The sequence below is a fragment of the Actinomadura rubrisoli genome (assembly GCF_004349215.1).
In the GTDB taxonomy this organism is placed as follows: domain Bacteria; phylum Actinomycetota; class Actinomycetes; order Streptosporangiales; family Streptosporangiaceae; genus Spirillospora; species Spirillospora rubrisoli.
On record NZ_SMKU01000001.1, the window covers coordinates 106,280 to 131,904 of the forward strand.

The 25,625-nt window shown below is 72.2% G+C and carries 24 protein-coding genes and 1 pseudogene; 11 read left to right on the top strand and 14 right to left on the bottom strand.

All coding sequences use genetic code 11. From position 1 onward, the window contains the following. Positions 1-20: 20 nt before the first annotated feature. Genes E1298_RS00480 through E1298_RS00490 form a run of 3 tightly spaced genes read left to right on the top strand, consistent with a single transcriptional unit; the run spans position 21 to position 2,875 of the window. Positions 21-659, top strand: coding sequence for an NADPH-dependent F420 reductase (locus tag E1298_RS00480; RefSeq protein ID WP_131888694.1), 639 nt, complete (start codon positions 21-23; stop codon positions 657-659). 10 nt (positions 660-669) lie between these two features. After that, entirely contained in the window at positions 670-2,079 is a 1,410-nt protein-coding gene (iaaH, locus tag E1298_RS00485; RefSeq protein WP_131888695.1) for an indoleacetamide hydrolase, read from the top strand. Between the two features lie 16 nt (positions 2,080-2,095). Then, positions 2,096-2,875 carry an enoyl-CoA hydratase-related protein gene (locus E1298_RS00490; RefSeq protein WP_165975216.1) on the top strand — a complete coding sequence of 260 codons (780 nt, stop codon included), beginning with the start codon at positions 2,096-2,098 and terminating at the stop codon, positions 2,873-2,875. 22 nt (positions 2,876-2,897) lie between these two features. Here the strand turns inward: E1298_RS00490 and E1298_RS00495 are convergent, their stop codons facing one another. After that, on the bottom strand, positions 2,898-4,547 hold the full coding sequence (locus tag E1298_RS00495) for a hypothetical protein (protein ID WP_131888697.1): 1,650 nt from the start codon (positions 4,545-4,547) through the stop codon (positions 2,898-2,900). A gap of 184 nt (positions 4,548-4,731) precedes the next feature. Here E1298_RS00495 and E1298_RS00500 point away from each other — a divergent pair, with 184 nt between their 5' ends. The 3 genes from E1298_RS00500 (at position 4,732) to E1298_RS00510 (ending at position 7,027) form a co-directional block, all read left to right on the top strand. After that, on the top strand, positions 4,732-4,968 hold the full coding sequence (locus E1298_RS00500) for a hypothetical protein (protein WP_131888698.1): 237 nt from the start codon (positions 4,732-4,734) through the stop codon (positions 4,966-4,968). A gap of 124 nt (positions 4,969-5,092) precedes the next feature. Further along, positions 5,093-5,884, top strand: coding sequence for a hypothetical protein (locus E1298_RS00505; protein WP_131888699.1), 792 nt, complete (start codon positions 5,093-5,095; stop codon positions 5,882-5,884). A 108-nt stretch (positions 5,885-5,992) separates the two neighbouring features. Further along, on the top strand, positions 5,993-7,027 hold the full coding sequence (locus E1298_RS00510) for a helix-turn-helix transcriptional regulator (protein WP_131888700.1): 1,035 nt from the start codon (positions 5,993-5,995) through the stop codon (positions 7,025-7,027). A gap of 14 nt (positions 7,028-7,041) precedes the next feature. Here E1298_RS00510 and E1298_RS00515 read toward each other — a convergent pair whose 3' ends face one another. Beyond that, a complete protein-coding gene (locus E1298_RS00515) occupies positions 7,042-8,463 on the bottom strand; it encodes a DHA2 family efflux MFS transporter permease subunit (RefSeq protein ID WP_131888701.1) in 1,422 nt (473 codons plus the stop codon). Between the two features lie 117 nt (positions 8,464-8,580). On the opposite strand from E1298_RS00515, the gene E1298_RS00520 reads away from it, so the two are divergent. After that, on the top strand, positions 8,581-8,916 hold the full coding sequence (locus E1298_RS00520) for an ArsR/SmtB family transcription factor (protein WP_131888702.1): 336 nt from the start codon (positions 8,581-8,583) through the stop codon (positions 8,914-8,916). Positions 8,917-8,936: 20 nt separating this feature from the next. Here E1298_RS00520 and E1298_RS00525 read toward each other — a convergent pair whose 3' ends face one another. Next, positions 8,937-9,443, bottom strand: a complete 507-nt coding sequence (locus tag E1298_RS00525) for a hypothetical protein (RefSeq protein ID WP_131888703.1) — start codon at positions 9,441-9,443, stop codon at positions 8,937-8,939. A 183-nt stretch (positions 9,444-9,626) separates the two neighbouring features. Between E1298_RS00525 and E1298_RS00530 the strand changes: the two genes are divergently transcribed. Next, a complete protein-coding gene (locus E1298_RS00530; protein ID WP_131888704.1) occupies positions 9,627-10,151 on the top strand; it encodes a pyridoxamine 5'-phosphate oxidase family protein in 525 nt (174 codons plus the stop codon). Between the two features lie 6 nt (positions 10,152-10,157). Here E1298_RS00530 and E1298_RS00535 read toward each other — a convergent pair whose 3' ends face one another. Next, entirely contained in the window at positions 10,158-11,012 is an 855-nt protein-coding gene (locus tag E1298_RS00535) for a helix-turn-helix domain-containing protein (protein WP_131888705.1), read from the bottom strand. Positions 11,013-11,205: 193 nt separating this feature from the next. On the opposite strand from E1298_RS00535, the gene E1298_RS00540 reads away from it, so the two are divergent. Both E1298_RS00540 and E1298_RS00545 read left to right on the top strand, forming a co-directional pair. Beyond that, positions 11,206-11,514 carry a hypothetical protein gene (locus E1298_RS00540; RefSeq protein ID WP_131888706.1) on the top strand — a complete coding sequence of 103 codons (309 nt, stop codon included), beginning with the start codon at positions 11,206-11,208 and terminating at the stop codon, positions 11,512-11,514. A 192-nt stretch (positions 11,515-11,706) separates the two neighbouring features. Beyond that, entirely contained in the window at positions 11,707-12,390 is a 684-nt protein-coding gene (locus tag E1298_RS00545) for a response regulator transcription factor (protein WP_131888707.1), read from the top strand. Here E1298_RS00545 and E1298_RS00550 read toward each other — a convergent pair. The 8 genes and pseudogenes from E1298_RS00550 to E1298_RS47610 form a co-directional block, all read right to left on the bottom strand. Further along, on the bottom strand, positions 12,378-13,784 hold the full coding sequence (locus tag E1298_RS00550) for a sensor histidine kinase (RefSeq protein WP_131888708.1): 1,407 nt from the start codon (positions 13,782-13,784) through the stop codon (positions 12,378-12,380). The two genes, E1298_RS00545 and E1298_RS00550, sit on opposite strands and share 13 nt — an antisense overlap. After that, positions 13,781-14,044, bottom strand: coding sequence for a hypothetical protein (locus E1298_RS47600; protein WP_165975218.1), 264 nt, complete (start codon positions 14,042-14,044; stop codon positions 13,781-13,783). The genes E1298_RS00550 and E1298_RS47600 overlap by 4 nt, the downstream gene beginning before the upstream one ends. 109 nt (positions 14,045-14,153) lie before the next feature. After that, a pseudogene (locus E1298_RS51660) lies at positions 14,154-14,402 on the bottom strand (HPP family protein); the annotation flags it as partial. A gap of 6 nt (positions 14,403-14,408) precedes the next feature. Next, positions 14,409-15,176, bottom strand: a complete 768-nt coding sequence (gene narI, locus E1298_RS00560) for a respiratory nitrate reductase subunit gamma (RefSeq protein WP_131888710.1) — start codon at positions 15,174-15,176, stop codon at positions 14,409-14,411. Beyond that, complete coding sequence (gene narJ / locus E1298_RS00565) at positions 15,173-15,835, bottom strand: nitrate reductase molybdenum cofactor assembly chaperone (protein WP_131888711.1); 663 nt, start codon at positions 15,833-15,835, stop codon at positions 15,173-15,175. Before narJ ends, narI begins: the two co-directional genes overlap by 4 nt. Further along, positions 15,832-17,553: a nitrate reductase subunit beta gene (gene narH, locus E1298_RS00570; RefSeq protein WP_165975219.1), complete on the bottom strand. Its 1,722-nt coding sequence runs from the start codon at positions 17,551-17,553 to the stop codon at positions 15,832-15,834. Before narH ends, narJ begins: the two co-directional genes overlap by 4 nt. Then, entirely contained in the window at positions 17,553-21,296 is a 3,744-nt protein-coding gene (locus E1298_RS00575) for a nitrate reductase subunit alpha (protein WP_165975220.1), read from the bottom strand. The genes narH and E1298_RS00575 overlap by 1 nt, the downstream gene beginning before the upstream one ends. Before the next feature lie 258 nt (positions 21,297-21,554). Then, positions 21,555-21,824 (bottom strand): hypothetical protein, encoded by a 270-nt coding sequence (locus E1298_RS47610; RefSeq protein WP_165975221.1) that lies wholly within the window; start codon positions 21,822-21,824, stop codon positions 21,555-21,557. Positions 21,825-21,959: 135 nt separating this feature from the next. Between E1298_RS47610 and E1298_RS00585 the strand changes: the two genes are divergently transcribed. Further along, positions 21,960-22,745 carry a VOC family protein gene (locus E1298_RS00585; RefSeq protein WP_131888712.1) on the top strand — a complete coding sequence of 262 codons (786 nt, stop codon included), beginning with the start codon at positions 21,960-21,962 and terminating at the stop codon, positions 22,743-22,745. Positions 22,746-22,782: 37 nt separating this feature from the next. Here the strand turns inward: E1298_RS00585 and acs are convergent, their stop codons facing one another. Together acs and E1298_RS00595 are read right to left on the bottom strand one after the other, a co-directional pair. Further along, positions 22,783-24,714 carry an acetate--CoA ligase gene (acs, locus tag E1298_RS00590; protein ID WP_131888723.1) on the bottom strand — a complete coding sequence of 644 codons (1,932 nt, stop codon included), beginning with the start codon at positions 24,712-24,714 and terminating at the stop codon, positions 22,783-22,785. A 64-nt stretch (positions 24,715-24,778) separates the two neighbouring features. Further along, on the bottom strand, positions 24,779-25,402 hold the full coding sequence (locus E1298_RS00595) for an acetate uptake transporter (RefSeq protein ID WP_131888713.1): 624 nt from the start codon (positions 25,400-25,402) through the stop codon (positions 24,779-24,781). Positions 25,403-25,625: the final 223 nt, after the last annotated feature.

Sequence of the window (25,625 nt, forward strand, 5' to 3'; positions counted from 1 at the left end):
TCACCGCAAGGAGCGACATCATGACGACCATCGCCATTCTCGGATCCGGACGCGTCGGCGGCGCACTGGCCACCGGTCTCGCCGCGTCGGGGCACGACGTCACCATCGGCAGCAGGAACCCCGCCGACACCGCGCCGGCCTGGGCAGGGAAGGCGGTATCGGTCGCGGAGCCCGCCGCCGCCGTGGAGCACTCGGTCGTGGTCGTCAACGCGACGCCCGGCGACAGTTCCCTGAAGCGTCTCAGCGCCCTGAGCCGCGTGCTGTCGGGCAAGATCCTTGTCGATGTCTCCAATGCCACCGAACGGGGACCGGGCGGGATGCCGGGGGACCTCTGCTATCCGGGCAGCAGCCTCGCCGAGCATTTGCAGGACGCCCTGCCGGAAACGGCGGTCGTCAAGACCCTCAACACCATGCTCTTCACCGTCATGGTCGACCCGCACAGCATCAAGGCCGCCCCGACCGCGTTCCTGTCCGGCGACGATGACGACGCGAAGCGCACCGTCCGCCAATTGCTCGGAGACCTCGGCTGGCCGTCCGAGTGGATCGAGGATCTGGGAGACGTCACCACGGCGCGGGGACCGGAGGCACTTATGCTGCTCGTGCCGGCAATCATGCGCCGGCACGGAATGGTCCCGTTCGCCCTCACCATCGCTCACTAGGCGGTACCCAATGCCGGAAGAGCCGCACTGGCTTTCCGCCGTCGAAGCCGTCCGCCGGCTCCGCGGGGGCGAGCTGAAGCTTGCGGAATACGTGGAAGCGCTCATCGAGCGGACGGAACGACTCGCGCACCTGAACACCTACATCTCGCATGACCCCGCCCTCATCAGGCGGTCGCTCAAGGACGACCCGCGGCCGAGCGGGCCGCTCCACGGTCTGCCCTTCGCGCTGAAGGACACCATCGACACCGCGGACCTTCCCACAACCGCGAACACACCGGCGCTCCGCGACTCGCGGCCGCCGCGCAACGCACCGATCGCCCAGAAACTGCTCGACGCGGGCGGAACCCTCATGGGCAAACAAGCGCTGGGCGAGCTGTCGTTCGCCATGACGGGCAACAATCCCGCGTTCGGAACCGTGCGCAACCCCTACGGCGAGAACCACATCCCGGGAGGCAGCAGCGGCGGGACCGCCGCGGGCGTGAGCGCCGGGCTGGTCCCCTTCGGGCTCGGCGCCGACACCGGCGGATCCTGCCGGATCCCGGCCGCCCTGTGCGGCTGCGTCGGCTTCCGCCCCTCGCACGGACGCTACGACCAGCGCGGCGTCGTCCCGATCTCGTCCACGCGCGACACGGTCGGCCCGATCGCCCGGTCCGTGGCGGACGTGCGCCTGGTCGACGGCCTCTGCGCCCCCGACGGCGCGGACCCCGGCATCACCGTCGACCTGGCCGGGCTGCGCGTCGGCGTGCCACGCACGCACTACTACGAGGATCTCGACCCGGATGTGGCCGCGGTGACCGAACACGCGCTGTCCGACCTCGCCGCACGCGGCGTCGTCCTCGTCGAACAGGACCTCCCGGACGTCCAGCGGCTGAACGAGCTCGCCAGCTTCCCCGTGGTGCTGTACGAGGTGGGCAGAGAGCTCTCCGCCTACCTCTACCAGCACGACGCCCCCATGACGTTGCGCGAACTCGTGCGCCAGGTGGCCACCGACTCCGTCCGGGAAACGCTCGAATCCATCCTGGACGAGGACCAGGTCGCCGCGGCCGACTACCGCGACGCCCTCGCGATCCACCGGCCCGCACTCCGCGCGGCCTACGCCGACTACTTCTCGGGCCACGACGTGAGCGCCATCCTGGTCCCGACCACGCCGCTCCCGGCTCGTCCTCACCAGCCCGCCGGGCAAGACCGCACCGTCGAACTCAACGGCAAGGACGTCGACACCTTCCTCACCTACATCCGGAACACCGACGCCCCGAGCACCGCGGGCCTTCCGTGCCTGTCGCTCCCCTCAGGGCTGTCCGGCGACGGCCTGCCGATCGGCCTCGAACTCGTCGGCCCCGCGTCCCGCGATGCCCGGCTCCTGGCCATCGGGGAGGCGATCGAGGCGGCACTGCCGCCACTCCCCCTGCCGGCACTCTGACAAGGAGCCGAACCCCATGAGCGCGACCGTGCACTACGAGCGGCGGGGCAAGCTGGCACTGATCCAGCTGGACCGTCCGGACACCTCCAACGCCATCGACCCGCCGACGCTCCAGGCCCTCGGCGCGGCCTACCACCGAGCCGACAAGCATGACGCCATCGTGGCGGTCGTCCTCCACGCGGCGGGCCCCGACTTCTCCGTCGGCCTCGACCCCAAGAGCTTCCTCCCCACCCTCCAGAACCGCACGTTCAGCACCGACGGCCCCGGCCAGATCAACCCGTTCGGGACGACGACGCGCCTGTCCAAGCCCCTGGTGATCGCCGTCCAGGGGAACGTCGGAGCCATGGCCCATGAACTGATGCTCGCCGCCGACATCCGCATCGCCGCCTCCGACGCGCGGTTCAGCCAGAGCGAGCCCAGCCGGGGCACCACCCCGGCCGCGGGCGGCGGCATCCGCATGCCGCTGGAGGTGGGCTGGGCGAACGCCATGCGCTGGATCCTCACCGGCGAGACCTGGGACGCCGAAGAGGCCCTCCGCCTCGGCCTCGTCCAAGAGGTCGTCGCCCCCGGGAACCAGCTGCCGAGGGCCATCGCGCTCGCGGACAAGATCGCCGCGAACCCTCCCCTGGCGCTCCGCGAAACCCTCAAGCTCGGCCGCCGCGCCTGGGAGGGCCACGCCCACCAGGTCTACGCCGACCTGCTGCCCGCCCTGTACCAACTCCTGGCCACGGAAGACTTCGCCGAACGCCTCACCGCACTCCGCGAGGGCCGCACCCCCGTCTACACCGGCAGATAGCGGTACCGGACGAGAGGTCACGCTAAGGCCGCGCCCGCGCCCGAGTGTGACCTTGGCTCCTCCTGAACTGCCCTTCACGTTCGTTCAGCAGCCTGACCTCCGTGTCGGCGCCCATCGCCCGCAGAGAGTCCAACAGTTGCGCCACGGCCGCCGGGTCGCTGAGCGGCGCCCCGGCGGCGGCCCGCTTCGCCAGCGCCATGGCCTGTGCGTCGCAACTGAATCCGAGCAACAAATCCAGCGTCCGCCCGACGGCCGCCGGGTCACGGAGCGGAAACTCGGTGGCAACCCGCTCAGTCAACGCCGTGGCCTGCGCACCGGCGCCTACTACCCGCAAGGATTCCAGCATCCGCCCTACGCCGTAGTGGTTGGTGAGCGGGGCATCAGTGGCGACCCGTTCAGCCAGCACTGCGGCCTGCGCACCAGCACCTATCGCCCGCAAAGATTTCAGCAGTTTCGCCACGTTGTACGGGTCTGTAAGCGGGGCATCAGTGGCGGCCCGTTCAGCCAGTGCCACAACATTTGCGTCGGCTCCCGTGTCCTGCAAGGAGACCAGCAACCCCGCCACGTCGGCGGGGTCGGCGAGCGGAAAGCTCGTTTCGACCCGTTCGGCCAGCACCCTGCCATGCACACCTGTACCGAATCCGAGCAAGAATTTCAGCAATCGCACCAAGGCGGCCGGGTCGGTCAGCGGGACCTCGGCCGCGGTCCGTTCAGCCAACGCCGCAGCCTCCGTACAGGCGCCCGCGTCCCGCAAAGAGGGCAATAGCTGCAGCACGGCGGCCGGGTCGGTCAGCGGGACCTCGGCGGTCCGCTCGGCCAGCACCACCACCTGCGCACCGGCACCCACTCCGATTAGAGAGTCGAGCACTCGCGCCACAGCGACCGGATCGGTGAGCGGAAATTCGGCGGCGGCCCGCTCGGCCAGTGCCGCGACCTGCGTACCAGCACCTATGTTCCACAGGAACTCCAGCGCTTGCGCCACGACGTCCGGACCGGTGAGGGGGATGCCCTGAATGAAGTCTGGGGCGCTGGCAGGTGGGGTGTCCAGACGGTCGAGGAGGTCTTCCAGGTTGCGGCAGCGTTGTTCGGCGTGGGTGCTGCGTTGGCGGGCCTGGTCGAGGTGGCGGGTGAGGTCGGCGATCTCGGTGTCCAGGCGGTTCTTGTGGGCCTGCGTGGCGGCGCGGTCGGCGTCCCAGGCCGCGCGGAGCCGTCCGTGCTGGTCGGTGAGTTCTTCGAGCCGGTGGTTGCGGTCGGCGAGCTGTTCTTCCAGTGAGCGGGCGTAGCGTTCGGCCTCGCGCTGGCCGACGACCGCGAGTTCCAGCTCGTCGCTGACCAGCCGCACCCGGTACTCCTGCGGATGCGCGACCTGCAGCGCCTCCAGCTGCAGCCGCGTGAGGTGTTCGCGGACCTCTTGGGAGACCTCTTTGCCCTGCTCGGCCTGGACGGCCAGCAGCTTGTCCAGGAACCAGTGGTCGCGGGGCACGCGCCTGCCGTTGAGGTAGCGCGAAAGGGTGCCCTTGTCGACCGGATGCAGGTGCGCGAACCGGTTGATCGACATCCCCGAGGCCGCCCAAATCGTGCGCAACTCACTCGCCCAAGTCCGCACTTGGGGGCTGAGCGCGGGATCCAGCGGCTTGAGGACGGCCGGTGCCTGGGGGGCGAGGTTGTTCATACCGTCCATCATCGGCGTCCGCGCCCGGACGGCGCAGCCTCATTGCCACGGCCGGGTGTTGCCATACGTCGCAACACCCTCACGGCCGTCGTTGCGGCGTGGTGCAACCTCGCCCAGGTCTGGCTTGCTGGAATCCTCCGGCGCCACCCGGCCGCCGACACGGTTTGAAAGAGGGGAAGACGACGTGTGCTCCAAGCCTCGTCCGGTGCCGTCCGGGCGGATCCGTGTCCGCGCCGTGGTGGCCCTGGGCGTCACCTGCCTTGCCGGCGCCACCGCCGGGCTCCTGTCCTTCGCCTCCTCCGGGTCGCTCGCCCGGGCGTTGCTGGACGCGGGGACCGCGATCGGCGCCACGGCCGGGCTGCTCAACCAGATCGTCAGCCTCGATCCTCCGCCCGTCCACGGGAGCGAAAGCGACCAGTGACCAGTGACCAGTGCAGTCGTGCATGGGCGCGCACGCCATCGCCATCCCTAATTCTCGGGATGTCGCCGATGGCCAGCGCCCGACAAAGTCGAGGGAGCAGTCAATCGAATGAGGAGATGCTCCCATGTCCGGTGCGTTCTACCGTCTCGCCGTCGTCGGCGTGCTGGCCACGACGACGCCCCTCTCGGCCAACGTCGCCACACCCGCCGACGCGTCGGCGGCCGGGTCCGATCTCACGGCTCGTCCGCATCGGCCGGCCCCGGCGCAGGACGCTCGCCAACTGGCCGGCACCTACCTGAATCTGCACCAGTGCATGTACTACTCCAGCTCGGCCACCAACCACTTCACCACGGTCATACCGAGCAAGGACGGACGCTTCACCGCCGAGACCAAGGTCTCCAACACACCCGACACCAGCCCCACCTGCGGCAACGGAGACGGAAACTACGGACCCATCCCCCTGCTCTCAGGCGCCAAATCCCTCGACCTCAGCACCGGGCGCTACCTCAACATCCACCAGTGCATGTACTACTCCAACTCCGCGACCAACCACTTCACCACGGTCATACCGAGCAAGGACGGACGCTTCACCGCCGGAACAAAGATCTCCAACACACCCGACACGAGCCCGACCTGCGGCAACGGAGACGGAAACTACATACCCATCCCGCTGCTCTCTGGCGTCAAGACCCTCGACCTCAGCACCGGGCGCTACCTAAATCTGCACCAGTGCATGTACTACTCCAACTCCGCAACCAACCATTTCAGCACGGTCATACCGAGCAGCGACGGGCGCTTCACCGCCGGGACGAAAGTCTCCAGAACCCAAGACGCAGACCCCACCTGCGGCAACGGTGACGGAAATTACGCACCCATCCCGCTGCTGTCGGGGGTCAAAGCGCTTCCCCTTCGCTGACCGCAGAGCGAGCTTCCAGGGGCGGGAGTGGTTCGAGGGCGTTCGAGGGCCGGTCCGCTGGGTGGACCGGCCCTGTGCGTGTCGGGGCGGGTCGGTGATACTTGCCAGGTGGGGGGCGGAGTCGAGGCGATCAGTGTCGAGGTCACCGGGGTCGCGGCGGAGGTCGGCACCGTGGCCGAGCTCGGCGCGGAGGTCTCACGGCAGCTCGGACGGGCCGTGCCGCATGACGGGTACATGCTCACCGGGCTGGATCCGCTCACCCGGGGCATGTGCCTCTACACGCGGCGGCACGGCTACGGCTCGCCGGCCGCGCGCCGCTTGCTGAGCGACGATCGGTTGAAGGCCGACGCGTTCTCCTACGAGAGTCTGGCCACCGGCCCGTGCCGTGTCGGAGTGATCGACGCCCGGGCGGCGCGGCATCGGCACAGCGGCTGGGTGAACGAAGTGATGGCCGGCGAGGGGGTCGGGAGTGAACTCCGCATCGCGCTGGCCGACGGCCGGTCGCTGTGGGGAGCGCTGGCCCTGCTCCGCGGGACGGGCGGCCGGCCCTTCTCGGCGGCCGAGGCGGCATGCGCCGAACGTCTCACCGGTGCCCTGGTCGGCTCGCTGCGGCGTTTCGTGACCGGCAGGCCGCTGCAGTCCTTCCGCCTGGAGCGGCCGCCGGGGATCGTCGTCGTCCGCCCCGACGGCACGTCCGCGTCGGCCACGGAGTCGGCGTCCGAGTGGGGTGCCGAGTTCACGGGCGGGCCCGCCCACGCGTGCGCCGGCGAGTTCCAAAGCCTGCTCTGGGCGACCGCGTACCTGGCTCCTCGGATCGGCGGGACGGCGCTGACGCGGGTACCCCTGGCCGGCGGGTGGGCCGCGCTCCAGGCTCAGCCGTTGCGGGGCGCGGGCCCTGACGCGATGGCCGTCACGGTCCGGCCGACCACCGGCACCGAACTCCTCCCGGCGATGGCCGCCTGGCACGGCCTGACGCCCAGAGAGCAGGCGGTCGTCGAAACCGCCTTGGAAGGAATGTCCGCCAAGCAGATCGCCCGCCGCCTCGGCGTGTCGCCGTACACCGTCAACGACCACCTGAAGGCGATCTACCGCAAGACCGGTGTGAGCGCCCGCGAAGAGCTCATTGCCAGGCTGGCCCGCTGAGGAACGCGGAATCGTCAGGACGGTGTCGTGACCGTGGGTTGTGCCCGCGGTGCGGAGGCTTCCGGGGGCTCGGATCTCGCCAGCCACAGGCCGGTGAACACGGCGCAGGCCAAGGTGACGGCGCCGGCTGCGACGAAGGCACTGTTGAGGCCCGCCTCGAAGGAGGCGCCGCCGGACTCACGGGTGCGGACGATGGCTCCGAGCACCGCCACGCCGAGCACCGCGCCGATCTGCCGGGTGGTGCTGCTGATGCCCGATGCGAGGCCCCCCTCCTGCGGGCTGACCGACTGGATGGCGGCGCCGGTCAGCGGGGACATGGTCAAGGCGAAACCGATGCCGAGGACGGCCAGCCGCCACCACACGTTCCCGTAGCCGGTGCCCGCGTGCACGAAGCCCATCGCCAGCAACCCCAGCCCGGCCAGCGTGAGGCCGGTGGTGACCACGATCCGGAAGCCGTACCTGGCGGCGAACCGGCCCGCGTACGGGCTGACGATCACCATGGCGAGGGTGGCGGGCAGGGTCTGCACGCCGGCGCGCAGAACCGAACTGCCCTGGACGTACACGAAGAACTGGGAGAAGAAGAAGGACGAACCCATGAGCGCGAAACCCACCACGACCATCGCCGTGCTGGACACCGTGAAGAGCCGCTGCCGGAACAGCCGCAGTGGCAGCATCGGCGTCGCACCACGCCGCTCGACGGCGACGAAGGCGGCGAGGATCACCACCGCGGCGGCGAAGCTCGCCAGGATCACCGGTGAGGTCCAGCCGCGGGAACCGCCCTCGATCAGCCCATAGGTCAGCGTCCCCACGCCGAGGACGGACAGGACCGTCCCCGGGATGTCGAGCGCCGGCGCGGCGGGATTGCGGGACTCGCCCAGAATGCGCATACCGGCCAGCAGCAGGACGGCGCCGATGGGCACGTTGACGAGGAAGATGGCGGGCCAACCGAAGGCATCCACCAGGATGCCACCGGCCAGCGGTCCGGCGGCCAAGCCGATTCCGCTGAATCCGGCCCACAGCCCTATGGCTTTGACCCGTTCCTGCGGGACGGGATACGCGGCGGCGAGCAGGGCCAGGGAAGCGGGGCTCAGTGCGGAGGCCCCGATACCCTGCACCACCCGGCCCGTGATCAGCCAACCGATCGAGGGCGCGGCAGAGCACAGCACGGACGCGGCGGTGAACACCGCGACACCGGCCAGGAACACCCGCTTGCGGCCGAAGCGGTCGGCGAAGACGCCGCCGGACAGCAGCAGCATGGCGACCAGCAGCACGTAGGCGTCGACGATCCACTGCAGGCCGTTCAACTGGGTGTGCAACCGCTGCTGCATATCGGGCAGCGCCGCACCGACGATCGTGCTGTCGAGCAGCACCATGAACTGACCCAGGCAAGTCACTGCGAGCAGAGCTGCCCGGTCCGATCGAATGCCTACGTCCACAGGCGATCCAGCCTTCTTCGTACGGATGCCTCGACGGCATAGTTCTACATTTCCGAATTATCGAACCATAACAGATCGTCAATCCCGAAGTGCCGAACGGTGGGGTATCGTCGGGGCATGCGACCGTTGCCCCAGCCCGCGCGCGAGTCACTGACGCTCCCGCCGGTGCTGCACGCGCTCGGTGATCCGGTGCGCCTGGAGCTGGTGCGGCGCGCCTGGGCCAGGCCCGAGTCGTCCTGTTCCGCTCTCGCCGACGGTTTGAACGTGGCGCTCTCGACGCTGTCCAACCACTTTCGGATCCTGCGCGAGGCCGGGCTGATCAGCATGACCGTCGACGGCCGGCACCGGCGGATCCGTCCCCGCGCCGACGATCTGGGCGACCGCTTCCCGGGCTTGATCGAGCCGATCCTGCGCCTCAGCGCGGCCGAGTCGGTGAACAGCGATCCGCGGTGAGGCCGTTCGTCCTGAGCCGGTCAGCGGGCGCCGGTGTCGCGGAACGCCCTGTCCACGGCCGCTATGCGTAGTTCTTCGAGGACGGTGACCTGGGCATCCGCGCGTGCCAGCAGCGTTCGCAGCCGACCGGCGTCCAATTCCGGCTCCTGATCGGCGACGTCGAGCAGGGTGCGCCAGCCGGCGGCCTTCCCCTCGACCGCGACGCGCAGCGCCTCCAGTTCCACGAGATCGCTCAAGGGCGAGCGGCTGAGCAGGCGGCCGTTGAACTTCAGCCGGCCCGCCTTCTCCGCCGCCCGCGCCGCGGCGCTCTTGTACCGGCGGACCGGGATTCCCAGCGACCGCAGGATCGACAGCAGCGCCCCTCGGTCGGCGGCGATGTCGGCGGCCAGCCGTGTCAGCCGCTCCGCGTCGTCCGACCCACGGTGCGCGCGCGCCAGCCTGCGGGCCAGTTCCACGCCGCCGGCCGCCCCGGCGAGGTGGTCGTTCAGGTAAATCCCCAGGAACTCCCGGGTGCTGCTTGTACCCATCCGCCACCTGTACCCAGAGCCCACCGCTTAACGACACGACATCCGAGGCCCCTGTACCTGATCGGTGCCTGATTCGGCGCGGCTGCGGGGACCAACCTTGAGGGGGGCCTGACGCCGCGCCGATGAGTCAGCGGCCCGACGCCGGTCTACCTGCTGACCGAGCAGCCCAGGAAAGGCGGAGACATGACCGATCTCGACCCCGTCGAGGCCGTCGACCTCGACATCTACGACTCCGGGCCGCTGCCGTGGAGCCGGGCCCACGACCGGCTGGCGGCGGAGCTGCCCAAGGCCGAGACCCCCCTGTTCCTCGGGACGGTCCGGCCGGACGGGCGCCCGCACTCCGCGGCGGTCGGGGCCTTCTGGCACGACGGCGACCTCTACTTCACCAGCGGCCCCGGGACGCGCAAGTCCCGCAACCTGGCGGTGAACCCGGCGTGCACGATCTCCGTCCGCCTGACCGGCGTCGACCTCGTCCTGGAGGGCGAGGCGGCCAGGACCGTCGACCCGGACGTGCTGGCCCACGTCGCGGCCGGGTACCGGGCCGGCGGCTGGCCCGCGCAGGTGGACGGCGACGCGCTCACCGCCCCCTACAGCGCGCAGAGCGCGGGACCCCCGCCCTGGCACCTCTACCGGTTCACCTTCCACACCGCCATCGGGGTCGGCACCGCGGAGCCCTACGGCGCCACGCGCTGGAGCTTCGCCCGCTGAACCGCTCTAGCGCCCGGGTGGGGCGGGGCGCTGGAGGCGCAGGCAGGGTTCGAAGATCCACCCGGCGTAGGGGGTGAGGACCTTGATCCAGGTGTCGGCCGAGGAGTCGCCGATGCCGCACGTGCCCGTGCCGGTCACGGCGCGGATGGGGCTGCAGGAGCCGGTGACCGGCTGGTGGACGTCATTGATCGACTCGAACCGGGCGCCGGTGTCGAAACTGGGGAACGGGCGGACCCGGACGGGTGATCCCACGGGCAGGTAGGTGCATTCCGCCGGTGCCGCCTGGCGGGCGGACGTCGCCGGGGGCGTCGGCGGCGTCAGGCTGAGAGCGGTGTAGGCGACGGCAAGTGCCGTCGCCGCGGCGGCGACCGACGCGATCACCACGCGCTTGCGCCGCGAGAAAGCCGCCGTGGGCGGCGGGACGGGCACCGGATCCGGTGGCGGATCCGGTGGGGACGGCACCGGATCCGGTAGGGACGGCACCGGATCCGGTAGGGACGGCGGCGGATCCGCGGAGGGTGGCGGCGGTGTGCCGCGGGCGCCGGGCGGGGCCGGGTGCCGGGCTTCGTCGAGCCGGTCCCAGGCGTCGGCCCAGGGGCGCAGGCCGGCGTCCGGGACGCCGAGGACCCGCAGGATCGCCTCGTAGACATCGGGCGGGGCCAGCGTGCGGCCGCGCAGGTAGTTGTCCAGGGTGCTGCGGGGGACCTCCCGCCCGCGGTGCCGCCGCACCAGCGTGACCATGTCCTGTAGCGACAGGCGGTGCTTGCCCTGCCGACGGCCCTGCGCCCGCCGCAGCAGATCGAACTGGCCACCCAGGTCGGCCAGTGTGCGGATGGCGCTCGGGTCCGGTTCCTCCACCACCACGAACTCCCTTGTAACTCAAGGTATCTGCACGATTACAGAATAGTCCAGCGGCGTCCGGGAGCGTCCAGAACCGTCCAGATCAGTGTCCTGGCAGGTCGGGGGCGGTGTGGGCTGAGAGCACCGCGAGAGCCGGATCCTGCGCGGAAGGCCGCGGCAGCACCTCTCGCGGATCTCACCGAAAGGACGAAACATGACGAACCATCTAGGCCGCCTCCTCGTCTCCGGGGCGCTGGCCTCGGCGGCACTCATCCCTCTGGCCCCGGCAGGGTTCGCCGAACCGGCGCAGCCCGTGAGGACGGGCGACGTCGCCTGCACGACCCGCTCCGCCTACTTCGGCGGAGTCACCGTCACCAACAAGTGCAACCGCACGATCCGCATCAAGGTGCAGTGGACCTATCCGGCGTACTTCACCGGCTGCTACGCCATCGGTCCCTACGACAAGAGGAGCTATCCCAAGCCGTCCTCCACCTCTCGCTACATCAGCGTCCACGCATGCTGAGACGGCCGCTCTGCTGAGCCGCTCGGCGGGGCGGCCCGGGCCCCTGGAACCCTCGCGGGTGCCAGGGGCCCGGCGCCGGAGACGGACCTCGCGGCGCGGGCGGGCGTGTTCTCCGTGAATTGATTCCCATTGTGAAAAGTTGATGCTGTGTGCGCGGCCGGTATCCCAGGGTGACCGATCTAGAATGGAGGCGTGCCGAGCGATGATCTGCTTGTCGTTGAGGATGATCGTGAAATCGGTTCGGATCTGGTCACCATTCTGAGCGCGCACGGCTACGCGGCGGCGCTGGTGCTGGACGGCCGGCAGGCCGCCGACGCGGTGGCGCGGCGCCCGCCGGGGATCGTCCTCCTCGATCTCGGCCTGCCGGACGTGGAGGGCGTCGCGCTGTGCAAGTGGCTGCGCGGCGCCCTGCCCGAGGCCGCCATCCTCGTCGTCACCGCGCGGAGCGCGGAGTTCGAGACGGTCATGGCGCTGGACGCGGGGGCCGACGACTATCTCACCAAGCCGTTCCGGGTGGACGAACTGCTGGCGAGGCTGCGGGCGCTGCGCCGCCGCAGGAGGGCCGGACCGGGGCCGGGCGTGGTGACGGTCGGCGGGCTGCGGCTGGACGTGGCGGCGCGGCGGGTGTTCCTGGGCGAGCTTGAGGTCGTCCTGCGGCCGCGCGAGTTCGACCTCCTCGCGGTGCTGGCCTCGCGCGCCGGGCAGGTCGTCCCGCGCTCGGAGCTGATGCGCGAGGTGTGGGGGCCGGACTGGTTCGGGGCCACCAAGACGCTGGACGTGCATGTGTGCGCGTTGCGCCGCAAGCTCGCCGCGCACGGTCACCTCCCCGACCGGATCGCGACCGTGCGCGGGCTCGGCTACAGCTACGGGCCCTGACCGGTCCGGGACGGCGGGCCGCGAAGATCGGCCTGTTCCGCGCGGGCGGCCGTCGCGCCGACTGGCAGGAGCAGGGTGAACACGACCGGGGTCGTCCGGCTGAGGTAGAGGCGCCCGCCCTCGACGCGGGCGAGGGAGCGCGCGAGCGGCAGCCCGATGCGGTGCCGCGGGACGCGCTCGGCGGCGGGCACGGCCAGGGCGTCGGGTGCGGGACGGCGCCGGAAGACGTCCTCGTCCAGGTCGGGGCGGGAGCCCTCGTCCATGACGTCGACCGCCAGCCCGGACCCGGCGCGGTAGGCGGAGACGGTGATCGTCCCGGTGCCGTGGGCCAGGGCGTTGTCGATCAGCACGTCGAGGATCTGGGTCAGCGCGGCGGGCGAGGCGATCACCGGGGGCAGGGGGCGGCGGGCGGCGACCAGGAGGTCGCGCCCGGCGGCGGTGGCGTCGGCGAGCCGGGCCCTCCGCACTCGCTGGAGCAGGTCGGCGACGTCGACGCGCGAGCGGTTGTGGTCGTCGCGGGCGAGCTGGAGCATCTGCTCGACCGTGTCGATCAGCGACCGGCCGCGGTCGAGGGCGGCGCGGATCGCGGCGCGCGCGTCGCCCTCCGTCCGGAGTCCCACTTCCAGGCCGAGCAGGAGGCGGGTGAGGGGGGTGCGGAGCTGGTGGGCGACATCGGTGCTGAACGAGCGCTCGCGGGCCAGGACCTCGTCCAGCCGCCGCGCGGCCTCGTCGAGCGCCCGTCCGGTCAGGCGGGCCTCGCGCAGGTCCCAGCCCTCCGGGTCGGGCGGCCGCTCGCCGGCGCCGAGGCGGTGCACCGCGCCCGCGAGCTGCTCGATCGGACGGGTCGCGCGGTCGGACAGGCGGCACGCGGTCGCGGCGGCCAGCGTGAGCAGGGCGAGGTCGCCGAGGCCGATGACGGCCCAGGCCCGCTCGGTGCGGTGGCGGATCGTGGAGTACGGGACGCCGACGCGGACCACCGTGGCCGCGCCGTTCCCGTGCACCAGCGGTGCGGTGGCCGTGAGCTGGCCGTCTTCGCGCGAGTCGTGGAGCACGCCGTCGCGGCACCGGGCCGCGGCGGGTGAGCTGTCCGGGCCGTCGCCGAGGAAGCGGTGCCCGTCCGGGCCGTACAGGCCGACGGTCGAGGACGGGGCGTGGACGCCGGGGAGCTTGGCCCGGTCGCCGCCGCGGGGGTCCAGGGTGGTGGTCTGGAGCGCCCGGGCGTCGCGGTTCAGGGTGGTCAGTGCCTCGGCGCGGTAGAGGCGCTGGAGCGTCAGCGTCAGCGGCACGGCGGTCGCAACCACCGCCAGGACGGTGAGGCCGACGATCCATACCAGCAGGTGACGGCGCAGTGAGACCTCGCGTCCGCGCGCTCGGCCGCGGGCGCGCGGCCTCATCGCTGCCTCATGGCCGGGAGCAGCCGCGCCTCGTCAGGCGGGCCCGTACCGGAGCCGGTGTCCGGGACGGCGCGGGCGGTGAGCCTGCGCAGCGCGGTCAGCACCGCAGCGGTGACGACGACCGAGGCCATCAGGACGGCGAGCTGCGCGGGTGTGCGCAGCAGCCCAAGGGCGACGATGAGGGTCGTCGCGCCGCCCGGCGGGTGGCCCGCGGCGGGGACGGTCATGCCCGCGCAGGTCAGCGCCAGTGCCAGCACCACCGCGGCGACGCGGTCCGCGCCGGGGTGGGCCAGGTCGGGCGGGGGTGGCGGTGAGCCCGCAGACGGCGAGGGCGAGGTAGCCCGCCAGGGCGCTGACCAGGTGGCCGAGCACAATGGCGCGCGGACGGGCCGCCGGTGCTCCGGGCGCGGTGAGCACGAGGAAGATGGTGGGGCCGAGGGAGGGGAAGACGAAGGGCTCGCCGGTGCGCCGCGCGATGAGCGCGGGGATGCCGATGCAGATCGCGGCCCGCGCGGCGACCGACATCGCCTCCGCGGCCTGGCGCCGGAGGCGGCGCGCTGCCGATGGCGCGTACGGGCGGGCGGACGGGGCGTCCGGGACGGACGTCGGAGTGCGCATCGCCGTTCAGGACCGCTGCCGCGCCTTGGACCCCTGGGCGGCCAGGGCGGCGGGGGGATGCCCGGGCATCCCGGAGCCGGGCCGGGCGCCGGTCCGGAATCCGCGCGACCGGTAGACGATGTAGGGGCGCAGCAGGTAGCCGACCGGGGCGGCGAACGCGTGCATCAGGCGGCTGAACGGCCACAGCGCGAACAGCGCCATGCCCGCGAGCGTGTGGACCTGGAACACCGGCGGGGCGTGGCGCATCGCGGTGACGTCGGGGTCCATCTCGAACAGGCTGCGGAACCAGACCGAGACGCCCAGCCGGTAGTCGTAGTCGCCCGCCCCGGAGCCGGCGAGCGTCGCCGCGAGCCCGGCGACCAGGACCACGGCCAGGACGGGGTAGAGCGCCCGGTCGGTGGGGAGGGACGAGCGGCGCACGGCGCGGGTGCGCAGGCGCCGCCAGACCAGGAGCGCGAAGCCGGCGACCGCGGCGAGCCCGGCGGCGCCGCCGACGAGCAGCGCGTTGGCGCGGTAGGCCGATTCGGGGATCCGGAGCCGTTCGGTGAGGCTCTCCGGAATGACCAGCCCGACCACGTGGCCGCCGATGACCAGCAGCAGCCCGATGTGGAAGAGCGGGCTCGCGACGCGCAGCAGCCGGCTCTCGTGGAGCTGGCTGGAGCGCGTGGTGATCCCGAACCGGTCGTAGCGGTAGCGCCAGCCGCTTCCGGCGGCGAACAGCAGCAGTACCAGGTAGGGCAGGACGCCCCAGAGGGCGATGTGCAGGTGCGTCATCGTCGTGGTCCTTCCGGTGCGGCGGCCGCCACGGGGCGGGGGGCGGGGAAAGGCGGCATGCCCAGGTCGACGCCGGCGCCGACCGTCTCGGTCGGGGGGCCGGTGCGGGCGAGGGCACGCGCGGCGGCGCGGTCCCGGGAGCGCGGTCCCGGAAGGGTGGCGCACACGGCCCGCACGACGGGCTCGTAGGGGTCGCCGATGTCGTGCAGCGCGAGACGCAGCAGTTCCAGGCCGGGCCGGTGGGCGCGCAGGAGCTCGTCGCCCGCCCGTGGGCAGCGCGCGGCGAACTCCAGCATGGCGGGAAGGAAGTCGGGCAGCTCGGCGCCGGCGGGCTCCCATCCGTGGCGGCGGTACAGGGCCTTCACGGCGACGAGCCGCGCGCCGCGGGCGCGCGTGTCGCCGTCGGTGTAGTAGGTCATGTGCAGCGTCCGCCGCCGGTCGCGGTCGAAGGTCTCGACGTAGCGGGCCTGTGCCTCCAGCACCGGGATGCCGGACGCCCCGGCGCAGAACCGGGCGAGCGCCCTCGCGGGCGAGCTCCGGACGGCCGGGTTCCGCGGCGCCGCGAGGGCGTCGGCGACCAGCGCGAGCGTGCCGGGCCAGTCGGGGCCGGGGTAGGCCAGGAGCAGCGAGGCCGACTGCCAGATCAGCCGGTCGCTCACGGCTCCTCCTGGGGACGGGGCGGGAACAGCCCGTCCGGACGGCCATGGCCGTTCCAGTTGAGCAGGTTCATCCGCCGGGAAGCCTCCGCTTTGCCGGACGCCGGGGCCGGCGCCGGGACGGGCGCCGGGCCTGGGCCGGGGTCTGGGACGGCGGGCGGGGACGGGACGAGCGGCGCGGGGAAGGCGTCGCCAAGCGAGCCGTTCTCCAGCATCCCGGGCCCGCCGACCCCGTCCAGGCTGCATCCGGTGGTCCCGGCGCCGTGGCCGCCGCCGGCGGCGTAGGCGGTGGGGATGACGTAGCGCTCCTCGTACTTGGCCAGTGCCAGCAGCCGGTACATCTGCTGGAGATCCGACGGCTCCATGCCGATCCGCCGGGCGATCCGCGGGTCCTCCGGTTCGCCCAGGTTGACGCGCCGCATGTGCGCGCGCATCGCCGCCAGCCTGCGCAGCGCGTCCCGGACGGGTCCGGGATCGCCCGCGGTGAACAGCTCGGCCAGGTAGGACACCGGTATCCGCAGGGCGTCGATCGCGCCGAACAGGTTGCCCGCGTCCTCGCCGTCGTGGCCGGTGCCCGCCAGCGCGTCCACGACCGGTGACAGCGGAGGGACGTACCAGACCATGGGCATGGTCCGGTACTCCGGATGCAGCGGCAGGGCGACGCGGTACCGGCTGATCAGCGCGTGGACGGGCGAGCGGCGGGCGGCGGTCACCCAGTCGTGCGGGATGCCGGACGCCTCGGCGTCCGCGGCGACCTCCGGATCGTGCGGGTCCAGGAAGCAGCCGAGCTGCGCCGGGTAGAGGTCCTTGTCGTCCTCGACCGAGGCCGCCTCGCCGACGCGGTCGGGGTCGTACAGGATGACGCCGAGGTAGCGCAGCCGCCCGACGCAGGTCTCCGAGCAGACCGTGGGCTCGCCGGCCTCGATCCGCGGATAGCACAGGGTGCACTTCTCGGCCTTGCCGGTGCGGTGGTTGAAGTAGACCTTCTTGTACGGGCATCCGCTGACGCACATCCGCCAGCCGCGGCAGCGGTCCTCGTCGACCAGGACGATGCCGTCCTCGATGCGCTTGTAGATCGCGCCGGACGGGCAGGCCGCGACGCACGACGGGTTGAGGCAGTGCTCGCAGATGCGGGGCAGGTAGAACATGAACGCGTTCTCGTACTCCAGCCGCACGTCGTCGCCGACCTTGGCCAGCACCGGGTCGCCGGCCAGGTGCGCGGGGCCGCCGCCCAGGTCGTCGTCCCAGTTGGGCCCCCAGGTGACCGGGGCGGGGCGGCCGTCGACCAGCGAGCGGGGCGGCGCGGTGGGCACGTCGTCGCCGAGCGGCGCCGAGGTGAGGTTCTCGTAGTCGTAGGTCCACGGCTCGTAGTAGTCGTCCAGCCCCGGCAGGTCGGGGTTGGCGAAGATCCGCGACAGGCGCGCCAGCCGCCCGCCCGCGCGGGGGACGAGGCGCCCGTGCCGCAGCCGCCAGCCGCCCCGCCAGGCGTCCTGGTCCTCGTGGCGGCGCGGATAGCCCTGGCCCGGACGGGTCTCGACGTTGTTGAACCAGGCGTACTCGGCGCCGGGACGGTTGGTCCAGGTCTGCTTGCAGGTGACCGAGCAGGTGTGGCAGCCGATGCACTTGTCGAGGTTCATCACCATGGCGACCTGCGCCATCACGCGGCGGCGGGCGGCCGCGCCGGTGGAGCGGGCGGGCCTGCGCAGGCTCGGGCGGGGCATCAGTACTCGACCTCCTGGGAGCGGCACCGGATCACGGTCACGGCGTCGCGCTGGTTGCCGGTGGGGCCGTGGTAGTTGGGGGCGAACGACTGCTGGGCATAGCCGCCGATGAGGTGGGTGGGCTTGATCAGCAGCTTGGTCAGCGCGTTGTGGACGCCGCCCCGGCGCCCGCCGGTCTGCGACTTGGGCACGTTCACCAGGCGTTCCTGCACGTGGTACATGAAGACCGTCCCCCGCGGCATGCGGTGGGAGACGATCGCGCGGGCGACGACCACGCCGTTGGCGTTGACGGCCTCGATCCAGTCGTTGTCGGCGGCGCCGATCGCCTCGGCGTCCGGGACGCTCATCCAGATCACCGGCCCGCCCCGGGCGAGGGTCTGCATCAGCAGGTTCTCCTGGTACTCCGAGTGGATGGACCACTTGGAGTGCGGGGTGAGGTACCGCACCGTGACGGACGGGCCGTCCGGAGAGGTCGGGGACGGGGCGCCGGGGCCGCTCTCGGCGAGCGCGGCCATGTCCAGGGGCGGGCGGTAGAGCGGGAGCTGCTCGCCGTACTCGATCATCCAGTCGTGGTCGAGGTAGAAGTGCTGGCGGCCGGTCAGGGTGTGCCAGGGCTTGCCGTGCTCGGTGTTGACGGTGAACGGCGAGTAGCGGCGGTCGGGGGCCTCCTTGCCCGACCATTCGAAGCTCGTGCCGACCTGGACGGGCCGGTCCTGGGTGTCGGAGAACACCACCCGGCGCTCGGCGACCGAGGCGCCCAGCGCGTCCAGGCCGGACCCGGGGCCGCACCGCTCGGCGAGCCGCTGGAACCCCTCCTGGGCGATCCGGCCGTTGCTGGTGCCCGACAGCGCGAGGACGGCCTCGCACAGCTTCACGTCGGTGTCCAGCAGGGGGCGCCCCCGGGCGGGGCCGTCCGGGACGGTGCCGCCGCGTGCCGTCAGCCAGTCGTCCTCCGGCGCGGCGCCCACCTGGACGCCCTTGACCGCCATCCCCTGCTCGCGCGGCAGCGGGCCGAGGGCCGCGAGGCGGTCGGCGATGGCGGTGAAGTCGCGCTCCACCAGCGCGACCGCGGGCAGGTTGCGGCCCTGCCGCGCCGGGTGGCCGTCCCGCCAGTCCGGGACGGTGCCGCCGGGCTGCGCCGTCTCCTGGGGCGTGTCGTGCTGCAGGGCCGTCGCGACCAGGTCGTGGACGACGCCGAGCCGTTCCCCGCCCAGCTCCACGAGCTTGCGGGCCAGGCCGTGGAAGATCTCGAAGTCGGTCCGCGCCTGCCAGGGCGGGTTGATCGCGGGCGTGAACGCGTGCACGAAGGGGTGCATGTCCGTGCTCGACAGGTCGTGCTTCTCGTACCAGGTCGCAGCTGGCAGGACGAGGTCGGCGAACAGCGTGGTCGAGGTCATCCGGAAGTCGAGGGCGAGCAGCAGGTCGAGCTTGCCGCGCGGGGCCTCGTCCCGCCACGCCACGTCCCGCGGCCGGGCGCCGGGCGGCGCCTCGTCCGCGGTCGCGCCGTCCTGGGCGCCCAGCAGGTGGCGCAGGAAGTACTCGTTGCCCTTGGCGGACGAGCCGATGAGGTTGGCGCGCCAGACCGTCAGCACGCGCGGCCAGTTGGCCGGGTCGTCCGGATCCTCGCAGGCGAACCGCACGTCCCCCGCCGCGATCCGGGAGGCGAGCCACTCCCCCGGGTCGCCCCCGGCCGCCCGCGCGTCCCGTCCGAGGTCGAGCGGGTTGGCCGAGAACGTGGGGTAGGACGGCATCCATCCGAGGCGGGCCGACTGCGCCACCAGGTCGGCGGTGTGCCGCCCGGCGAACAGCCCCCGGCCGGTGGTCGCGGCGAGCGCGCCGGCGCCGAAGCTCTCGTACCGCCACTGGTCGGTGTGGACGTACCAGAAGGGCGTGCCCGCCATCTGCCGGGAGGGGCGCACCCAGTCGGCCGCGGTGGACAGCTGCTGCCAGCCGGCCAGCGGGCGCACCTTCTCCTGGCCCACGTAGTGCGCCCAGCCGCCGCCGTTCACGCCCTGGCAGCCGGTGAGCAGCAGCAGCGACAGGAACGACCGGTAGATCGTGTCGGAGTGGAACCAGTGGTTGGTGCCCGCCCCCATGACGATCATCGAGCGGCCGCGCGTACGCTCGGCGTTGCCGGCGAACTCCCGCGCGATCGCCGTCGCCCGTGCCGCCGGAACGCCCGTGATGACCCCCTGCCAGGCGGGCGTGCACGGCGACCGGGGGTCGTCGTACCCCTCGGGCCACTCCCCCGGCAGGCCGGGACGCGCCACGCCGTACTGGGCGAGCAGCAGGTCGAACACCGTGGTCACGAGGCGGCCGCCGACCCGCCGCACCGGCACGCCGCGGCGGACCGTCCCCGCGCCGCCCGGCACCTCGGCGAGGTCGAAGCGCGGCAGCAGCACCTCGGCGTGCCCGGAGCCCCCGGCGTGCCCCGGGGTCCCCTCGTGCAGCGACAGCAGCGGCCGCACGTCGCCCAGCTCCAGGTTCCAGCGCCCCAGCCCGCCGGGCGCCCAGCGGTCGGCGAGCGTGCCGCCGGGCGCGACCGGGGCCCTGGTCGCCGCGTCGATCAGGACCGGCTGCCAGTGCCGGTCGCGCGGTGCGGCGGGGGTCTCCAGATCCAGGTCGGCGGCGGTGACGAACTTGCCGGCGAACAGGTCGCCGTCCCGCTCGGTCAATTCCACCAGGAACGGCAGATCGGTGAACCGCTCGACATAGCCGGTGAAATAGGCCGTCGGACGTTCGACGAAATACTCCTTCAGAATGACGTGGCCCATTGCCATGGCCAGCGCGCCGTCAGTGCCGGGGTGGGGGTGCAGCCATTCGTCGGCGAACTTGGTGGCGTCGGAGTAATCGGGCGAGACGACCACGACCTTCTGGCCGCGATAGCGCGCCTCGGTCATCCAATGGGCGTCCGGGGTGCGCGTGACCGGAACGTTCGAGCCCCACAGCAGCAGGTATCCCGCGTCCCACCAGTCCGCGGACTCGGGCACGTCGGTCTGGTCGCCGAACACCTGGGGCGAGGCCACCGGCAGGTCGGCGTACCAGTCGTAGAACGACAGCATGGGCGCGCCGATCAGCGACATGAACCGCGCGCCCACCGCGTGCGAGGCCATCGACATCGCCGGGATCGGCGAGAACCCCGCGACCCGGTCGGGCCCGTAGGCCGCGATCGTGTGCAGGTGCGCCGCCGCGGCGATCTCCAGCGCCTCGTCCCACCCGATCCGCACCAGGCCGCCGCGCCCGCGCGCCGACTGGTACCTCCGGCGCCGGACCGGGTCGGAGGTGATCTCCGCCCACGCCGCCACGGGATCGCCGAGCCGCTCTCTGGCCTCCCGGTACATCTCCACCAGGACGCCGCGCCCGTACGGGTAGCGCACCCGCGTGGGCGAGTAGGTGTACCAGGAGAACGAGGCGCCCCGCGGGCACCCGCGCGGCTCGTACTCCGGCCGGTCCGGGCCCACGCTCGGATAGTCGGTCTGCTGGGTCTCCCAGGTGATCAGGCCGTCCTTGACGTACACCTTCCAGGAGCACGACCCGGTGCAGTTCACCCCGTGCGTGGACCGCACCACCCGGTCGTGCGCCCACCGGTCGCGGTAGGGCTCGTCGTTGACCCGCTGATCGTCCCGGTACACCAGGCGGAGATCCGCGCTGGTGCGCGCCGGCCGGAGCAGCCGCCCCGCCTCCAGCAACCGGGCCTCCGCCGCGCTCACCACACCGCGGCCGCGCCGCCCGCGAACGGCCATGAAACACCCTTCCACGCGTCTTTCGCCAAAGCGGGCGAACCGGCCGCAGGGTACATCCGCGGACCGCACCCGCCATGAATCTCAGGCAGCCTGACCATCAAAGTCAACCTTCTTTACCATTCGCTAACCTTGCCTCATAAGGAAACCTGGGCGAATTTCCGCTTCGCGGAAAGCCCGGGTGGACGCGAACGCCCGCCCTCCCGGATCCGGGAGGGCGGGCGATTTCGAGCGCATTACCGCCGTGGCGGCTTCAATTCGTCAGCGGCCGCCGCCGCCGAGGGCCTTTCCGACGCCGGAGCCGACGCCTTGAGCGGCGGTACCGACGCCAGAGCCGGCGGCTCCAGCGGCGGCACCGAAACCGAAGCCGAGCCCGGCTCCGGCCCCGGCGGCGCCCTGCCCGACACCTTGGCCGGCGGCGCCGATCTGGTCCCCGATTCCCGCGCCCTGCGCGTGGGCCGGGGTGGTGGCGCCCAGCAGGGTCAGGGCGGTCAGTGCGGTCGCGGCGGTGAAACGGAGGGGGACTCGCATGGGGGAGCGTCCTTCCTGTGGAAGCAGATTGCCCCACTCTTATACTCTAGGTAGTCGTATGATGACAACTTGTAGCCACTACGATTGCGCGCCCGCGCGTAGCGTGTCGTCCATGCGTACTTCGCGAGGCCGCCGATGCCCGAGGTGAGCCGGTACGCCGTGGGGGCGCCCTGCTGGCTCGACCTGGCCAGTCCCGACGTCGGCGCGTCCAAGGAGTTCTACCGCGGGCTGTTCGGGTGGTCCTCCTACACGCTGACCGTCGACACCTTCGGCGACTACGAGATGTTCACCCTCGGCGGCGTCCAGGGGCCCGAGGTCGCCGCCATGCAAGGGCTGCTCGACAGCACCCAACAGCCTAGCTGGACGTGCTACTTCTCGACCGGGGACGCGCAGGAGTGCTCGCGCGCCGTGGCGGCCGCGGGCGGGCAGGAGCAGGCGGAGCCCCGCGCGGTCGCCCACCTCGGCCGGATGGCCCAGTTCGCCGACACGCGGGGCGCCGACTTCGGCGTCTGGGAGCCCTACGAGTTCCCGGGCGCCGCCGTATGGGACGAGCCGTCCGCGCTGAGCTGGGTCGAGCTGGTCGCCCCGGACGTCGGGGAGGCCCGGCGCTTCTACGGCGAGGTCTTCGGCTGGACGGCCGTCGACCGCCCCTACTACCGCTCCGGCTACACCGTCTGGAAGGTCGACGACCATCCGGTGGCGGGGATGATCCCGATGGACGAGTTCTGGCCGGCCGACCATCCCACGCACTGGATGCCCTACTTCACGGTCACCGACTGCGACGCGTCCGCCGCCAGGGCCGTCGAGCTCGGCGCACGGCTCCGCGTCCCGCCGAGCGACGTCCCCTCCGCCCGCTTCGCCGTCATGAACGACCCGGTCGGCGCGCGGCTGGCCATCGTGACCCAGTCCCGCGTCTACTGACCCGGCCGGCCTGGCCCGGCCGGTGACCCGTGCCGCGTTACTCCTCTCCGCTCGCGGCGGGAAGCCTCGCCGAGATGAGGTCCATGACCGAGGAGTCCTGCAAGGTGGTCACGTCGCCCAGCGAGCGGTTCTCGGCGACGTCCCGCAGCAGCCGCCGCATGATCTTGCCGGACCGCGTCTTCGGCAGCTCGGGGACGACGAGGATCTGCCTCGGCTTGGCGATCGGGCCGATCTCCCGCGCCACGTGGTCGCGCAGCTCGGCGGCCGGTGCGGCGCCCCCGTCCGGCGCGCCGCCGCGCAGGATCACGAAGGCCACGATCCCCTGGCCGGTGGTCGGGTCGGTCGCGCCGACGACCGCGGCCTCGGCGACGTGCGGGTGGGAGACCAGCGCCGACTCCACCTCGGTCGTGGAGATGCGGTGGCCCGAGACGTTCATGACGTCGTCGACGCGGCCGAGCAGCCAGAGGTCGCCGTCCTGGTCCTTCTTCGCCCCGTCGCCGGCGAAGTAGTACCCCTGCTCGGCGAACCGGGACCAGTAGGTGTCGGCGTACCGTCCGGGGTCGCCCCAGATGCCGCGGAGCATCGCCGGCCACGGCTCGGTCAGGACGAGGTACCCGCCGCCGCCGTCGGGGACCGGCACGCCGCCGCCGTCCACGACGTCGGCCGCGATGCCGGGCAGCGCCACCTGGGCCGACCCGGGCTTGCAGTCGGTCACGCCCGGCAGCGGGCTGATCATGATGGCGCCGGTCTCGGTCTGCCACCAGGTGTCGACGACAGGCGTGCGGCCGCCGCCGATGTGGTCGCGGTACCAGATCCACGCCTCCGGGTTGATCGGCTCGCCGACCGAGCCGAGCAGCCGCAGCGACGACAGGTCGAACCCGGCGGGCAGGTCGTCGCCCCACTTCATGAACGTGCGGATCGTGGTCGGCGCGGTGTAGAGGATGGACACCCGGTACTTCTGGACGATCTCCCAGAACCGGCCGCGGTGCGGCGTGTCGGGCGTGCCCTCGTACATCACCTGCGTCGCCCGGTTGGCCAGCGGGCCGTACACGATGTAGGAGTGGCCGGTCACCCAGCCGACGTCGGCCGCGCACCAGTAGACGTCGGTGTCCGGCTTGAGGTCGAAGACGGCGTGGTGGGTGTAGGCGGCCTGGGTCAGGTAGCCGCCGGAGGTGTGCAGGATCCCCTTCGGCTTGGCGGTCGTCCCCGAGGTGTAGAGGATGAACAGGGGCTGCTCGGCGTCGAAGTACTCCGGGACGTGCGCGGCGGGCTGCCGGTCGACGACGTCGTGCCACCAGACGTCGCGGTCCTCGGCGAACGGCACCGCCTCCCCGGTCCGCCGCACGACCAGGACCCGCTCGATGCCGGTGCCGGCCGCGGCCTCGTCGGCCGCCGCCTTGAGCCCGCTCGGCCTGCCGCGCCGGAACCCGCCGTCGGCGGTGATGAGCAGCCTGGCCTGCGCGTCCTCGATGCGGTTGCGCAGCGCCTCGGCGGAGAAGCCGCCGAAGACCACCGAGTGCGGTGCGCCGAGCCGCGCGCAGGCGAGCATCGCGAACACGGCCTCGGGGATCATCGGCAGGTAGATCATCACGCGGTCGCCGGCGCGCACGCCCAGCTCGGCCAGGGCGTTGGCGGCCTTGCACACCTCGTCCTTGAGCCGCGCGTAGGTGATGGTGCGGGTGTCGCCGGGCTCGCCCTCCCAGTGGATCGCCACCTGGTCGCCGTGCCCGGCGTCCACGTGCCGGTCGACGGCGTTGACCGCCACGTTGAGCAGGCCGCCGGTGAACCATCTGGCGAACGGGGGCTCCCATTCGAGGGCGGTGGTCCACGGCCGCGCCCAGTCCAGCCGCCGCGCCTGCTCCTCCCAGAAGGCGATCCGGTCGGCGGACGCGGCGGCGTAGGCGTCCGCGGTGACGTTGGCGGCGGCGACCAGGGCGGCGGGCGGCGCGAACCGCCGGTTCTCGTGCATGAGGTTGGACAGGGCGGTCTCGGGTCCGGTCACGGTGTCACGCTCCTTCGGGCTCGGGCCGCCGCTACCGGACGGGCCAGGTGGGCAGGAGGGCGCGCTTCCAGGTCGCGTTCGTGACCGCGGCGAAGGAGGCGTACCAGGCCAGGGCCGCCGTGGCCAGGCCGAGGTATCCGCCGATCTTGGTGACGTCGGTGTTGACGGCCAGGTCGCCGATCGCCAGGAACACGAAGGTCACGGTCAGGAAGACGAACACCGCGGCGACGGCGCCGCTGACCCGCAGCGCGGCGATCGTCATGTACGCCGTGAAGATCGTCCAGCCGAGGAGGTAGACACCGACGGCGTGCGCGGCCTGGTCCGCCGTCGCGCCGGCCGGCTTGTAGAAGAACAGGATCCCGGCGAAGGACAGCCAGAAGGCCCCGTAGGAGCTGAACGCCAGGGCGCCGAAGGTGTTGTCCTTCTTGAACTCCCACATTCCGGCGGCGAATTGCGCGAGGCCGCCGTAGAACAGGGCCAGACCGAGGACGACGCTCTTGGTGCCCGCCTCCAGGATGCCCGCGTTGACGCAGCTCAGGACGAACGTAGTCAGGGCGAAGGCGGCGAGCCCCAGCGGCCCGGGATCGGCGATTCCCGCCGCGGGCGCCGCGCTCGGCGCGTGTGCCGGCAGCCTGCCCGTCTCGACATCGGCCATTTCTGTCCCCTCCCGTCGCGCGTCCGACGACGCGAATGTGCGGTGATGAGGTGAACATAAAGCCATAAACAACGACGAAAAATGGTGTGTCGCTTAGAGGTCGCTTAATGGCGACATCGAGGCGATGGCGGGCGTCCGCGCTCCCGCGAACGGTCGATCCACCACGACCAGCGGTCCGGCCAGCACTTCGGCTAGTGGGGGCCGCCGGGGTCGGGGCCGGCGG

What these genes read in the sequence shown, in the direction of transcription:
- E1298_RS00530 (WP_131888704.1), top strand. Translation starts at nt 9,627, where the DNA reads ATGACCGATCTCGACCCCGTCGAGGCCGTCGACCTCGACATCTACGAC.
- E1298_RS00505 (WP_131888699.1), top strand. Translation starts at nt 5,093, where the DNA reads ATGTCCGGTGCGTTCTACCGTCTCGCCGTCGTCGGCGTGCTGGCCACG.
- E1298_RS00495 (WP_131888697.1), bottom strand. Translation starts at nt 4,547, where the DNA reads ATGAACAACCTCGCCCCCCAGGCACCGGCCGTCCTCAAGCCGCTGGAT.
- E1298_RS00525 (WP_131888703.1), bottom strand. Translation starts at nt 9,443, where the DNA reads ATGGGTACAAGCAGCACCCGGGAGTTCCTGGGGATTTACCTGAACGAC.
- E1298_RS00480 (WP_131888694.1), top strand. Translation starts at nt 21, where the DNA reads ATGACGACCATCGCCATTCTCGGATCCGGACGCGTCGGCGGCGCACTG.
- acs (WP_131888723.1), bottom strand. Translation starts at nt 24,714, where the DNA reads ATGCACGAGAACCGGCGGTTCGCGCCGCCCGCCGCCCTGGTCGCCGCC.
- E1298_RS00490 (WP_165975216.1), top strand. Translation starts at nt 2,096, where the DNA reads ATGAGCGCGACCGTGCACTACGAGCGGCGGGGCAAGCTGGCACTGATC.
- narI (WP_131888710.1), bottom strand. Translation starts at nt 15,176, where the DNA reads ATGACGCACCTGCACATCGCCCTCTGGGGCGTCCTGCCCTACCTGGTA.
- narH (WP_165975219.1), bottom strand. Translation starts at nt 17,553, where the DNA reads ATGCCCCGCCCGAGCCTGCGCAGGCCCGCCCGCTCCACCGGCGCGGCC.
- E1298_RS00550 (WP_131888708.1), bottom strand. Translation starts at nt 13,784, where the DNA reads ATGAGGCCGCGCGCCCGCGGCCGAGCGCGCGGACGCGAGGTCTCACTG.
- iaaH (WP_131888695.1), top strand. Translation starts at nt 670, where the DNA reads ATGCCGGAAGAGCCGCACTGGCTTTCCGCCGTCGAAGCCGTCCGCCGG.
- E1298_RS00520 (WP_131888702.1), top strand. Translation starts at nt 8,581, where the DNA reads ATGCGACCGTTGCCCCAGCCCGCGCGCGAGTCACTGACGCTCCCGCCG.
- E1298_RS00575 (WP_165975220.1), bottom strand. Translation starts at nt 21,296, where the DNA reads ATGGCCGTTCGCGGGCGGCGCGGCCGCGGTGTGGTGAGCGCGGCGGAG.
- E1298_RS00595 (WP_131888713.1), bottom strand. Translation starts at nt 25,402, where the DNA reads ATGGCCGATGTCGAGACGGGCAGGCTGCCGGCACACGCGCCGAGCGCG.
- E1298_RS47610 (WP_165975221.1), bottom strand. Translation starts at nt 21,824, where the DNA reads ATGCGAGTCCCCCTCCGTTTCACCGCCGCGACCGCACTGACCGCCCTG.
- E1298_RS00585 (WP_131888712.1), top strand. Translation starts at nt 21,960, where the DNA reads ATGCCCGAGGTGAGCCGGTACGCCGTGGGGGCGCCCTGCTGGCTCGAC.
- E1298_RS00540 (WP_131888706.1), top strand. Translation starts at nt 11,206, where the DNA reads ATGACGAACCATCTAGGCCGCCTCCTCGTCTCCGGGGCGCTGGCCTCG.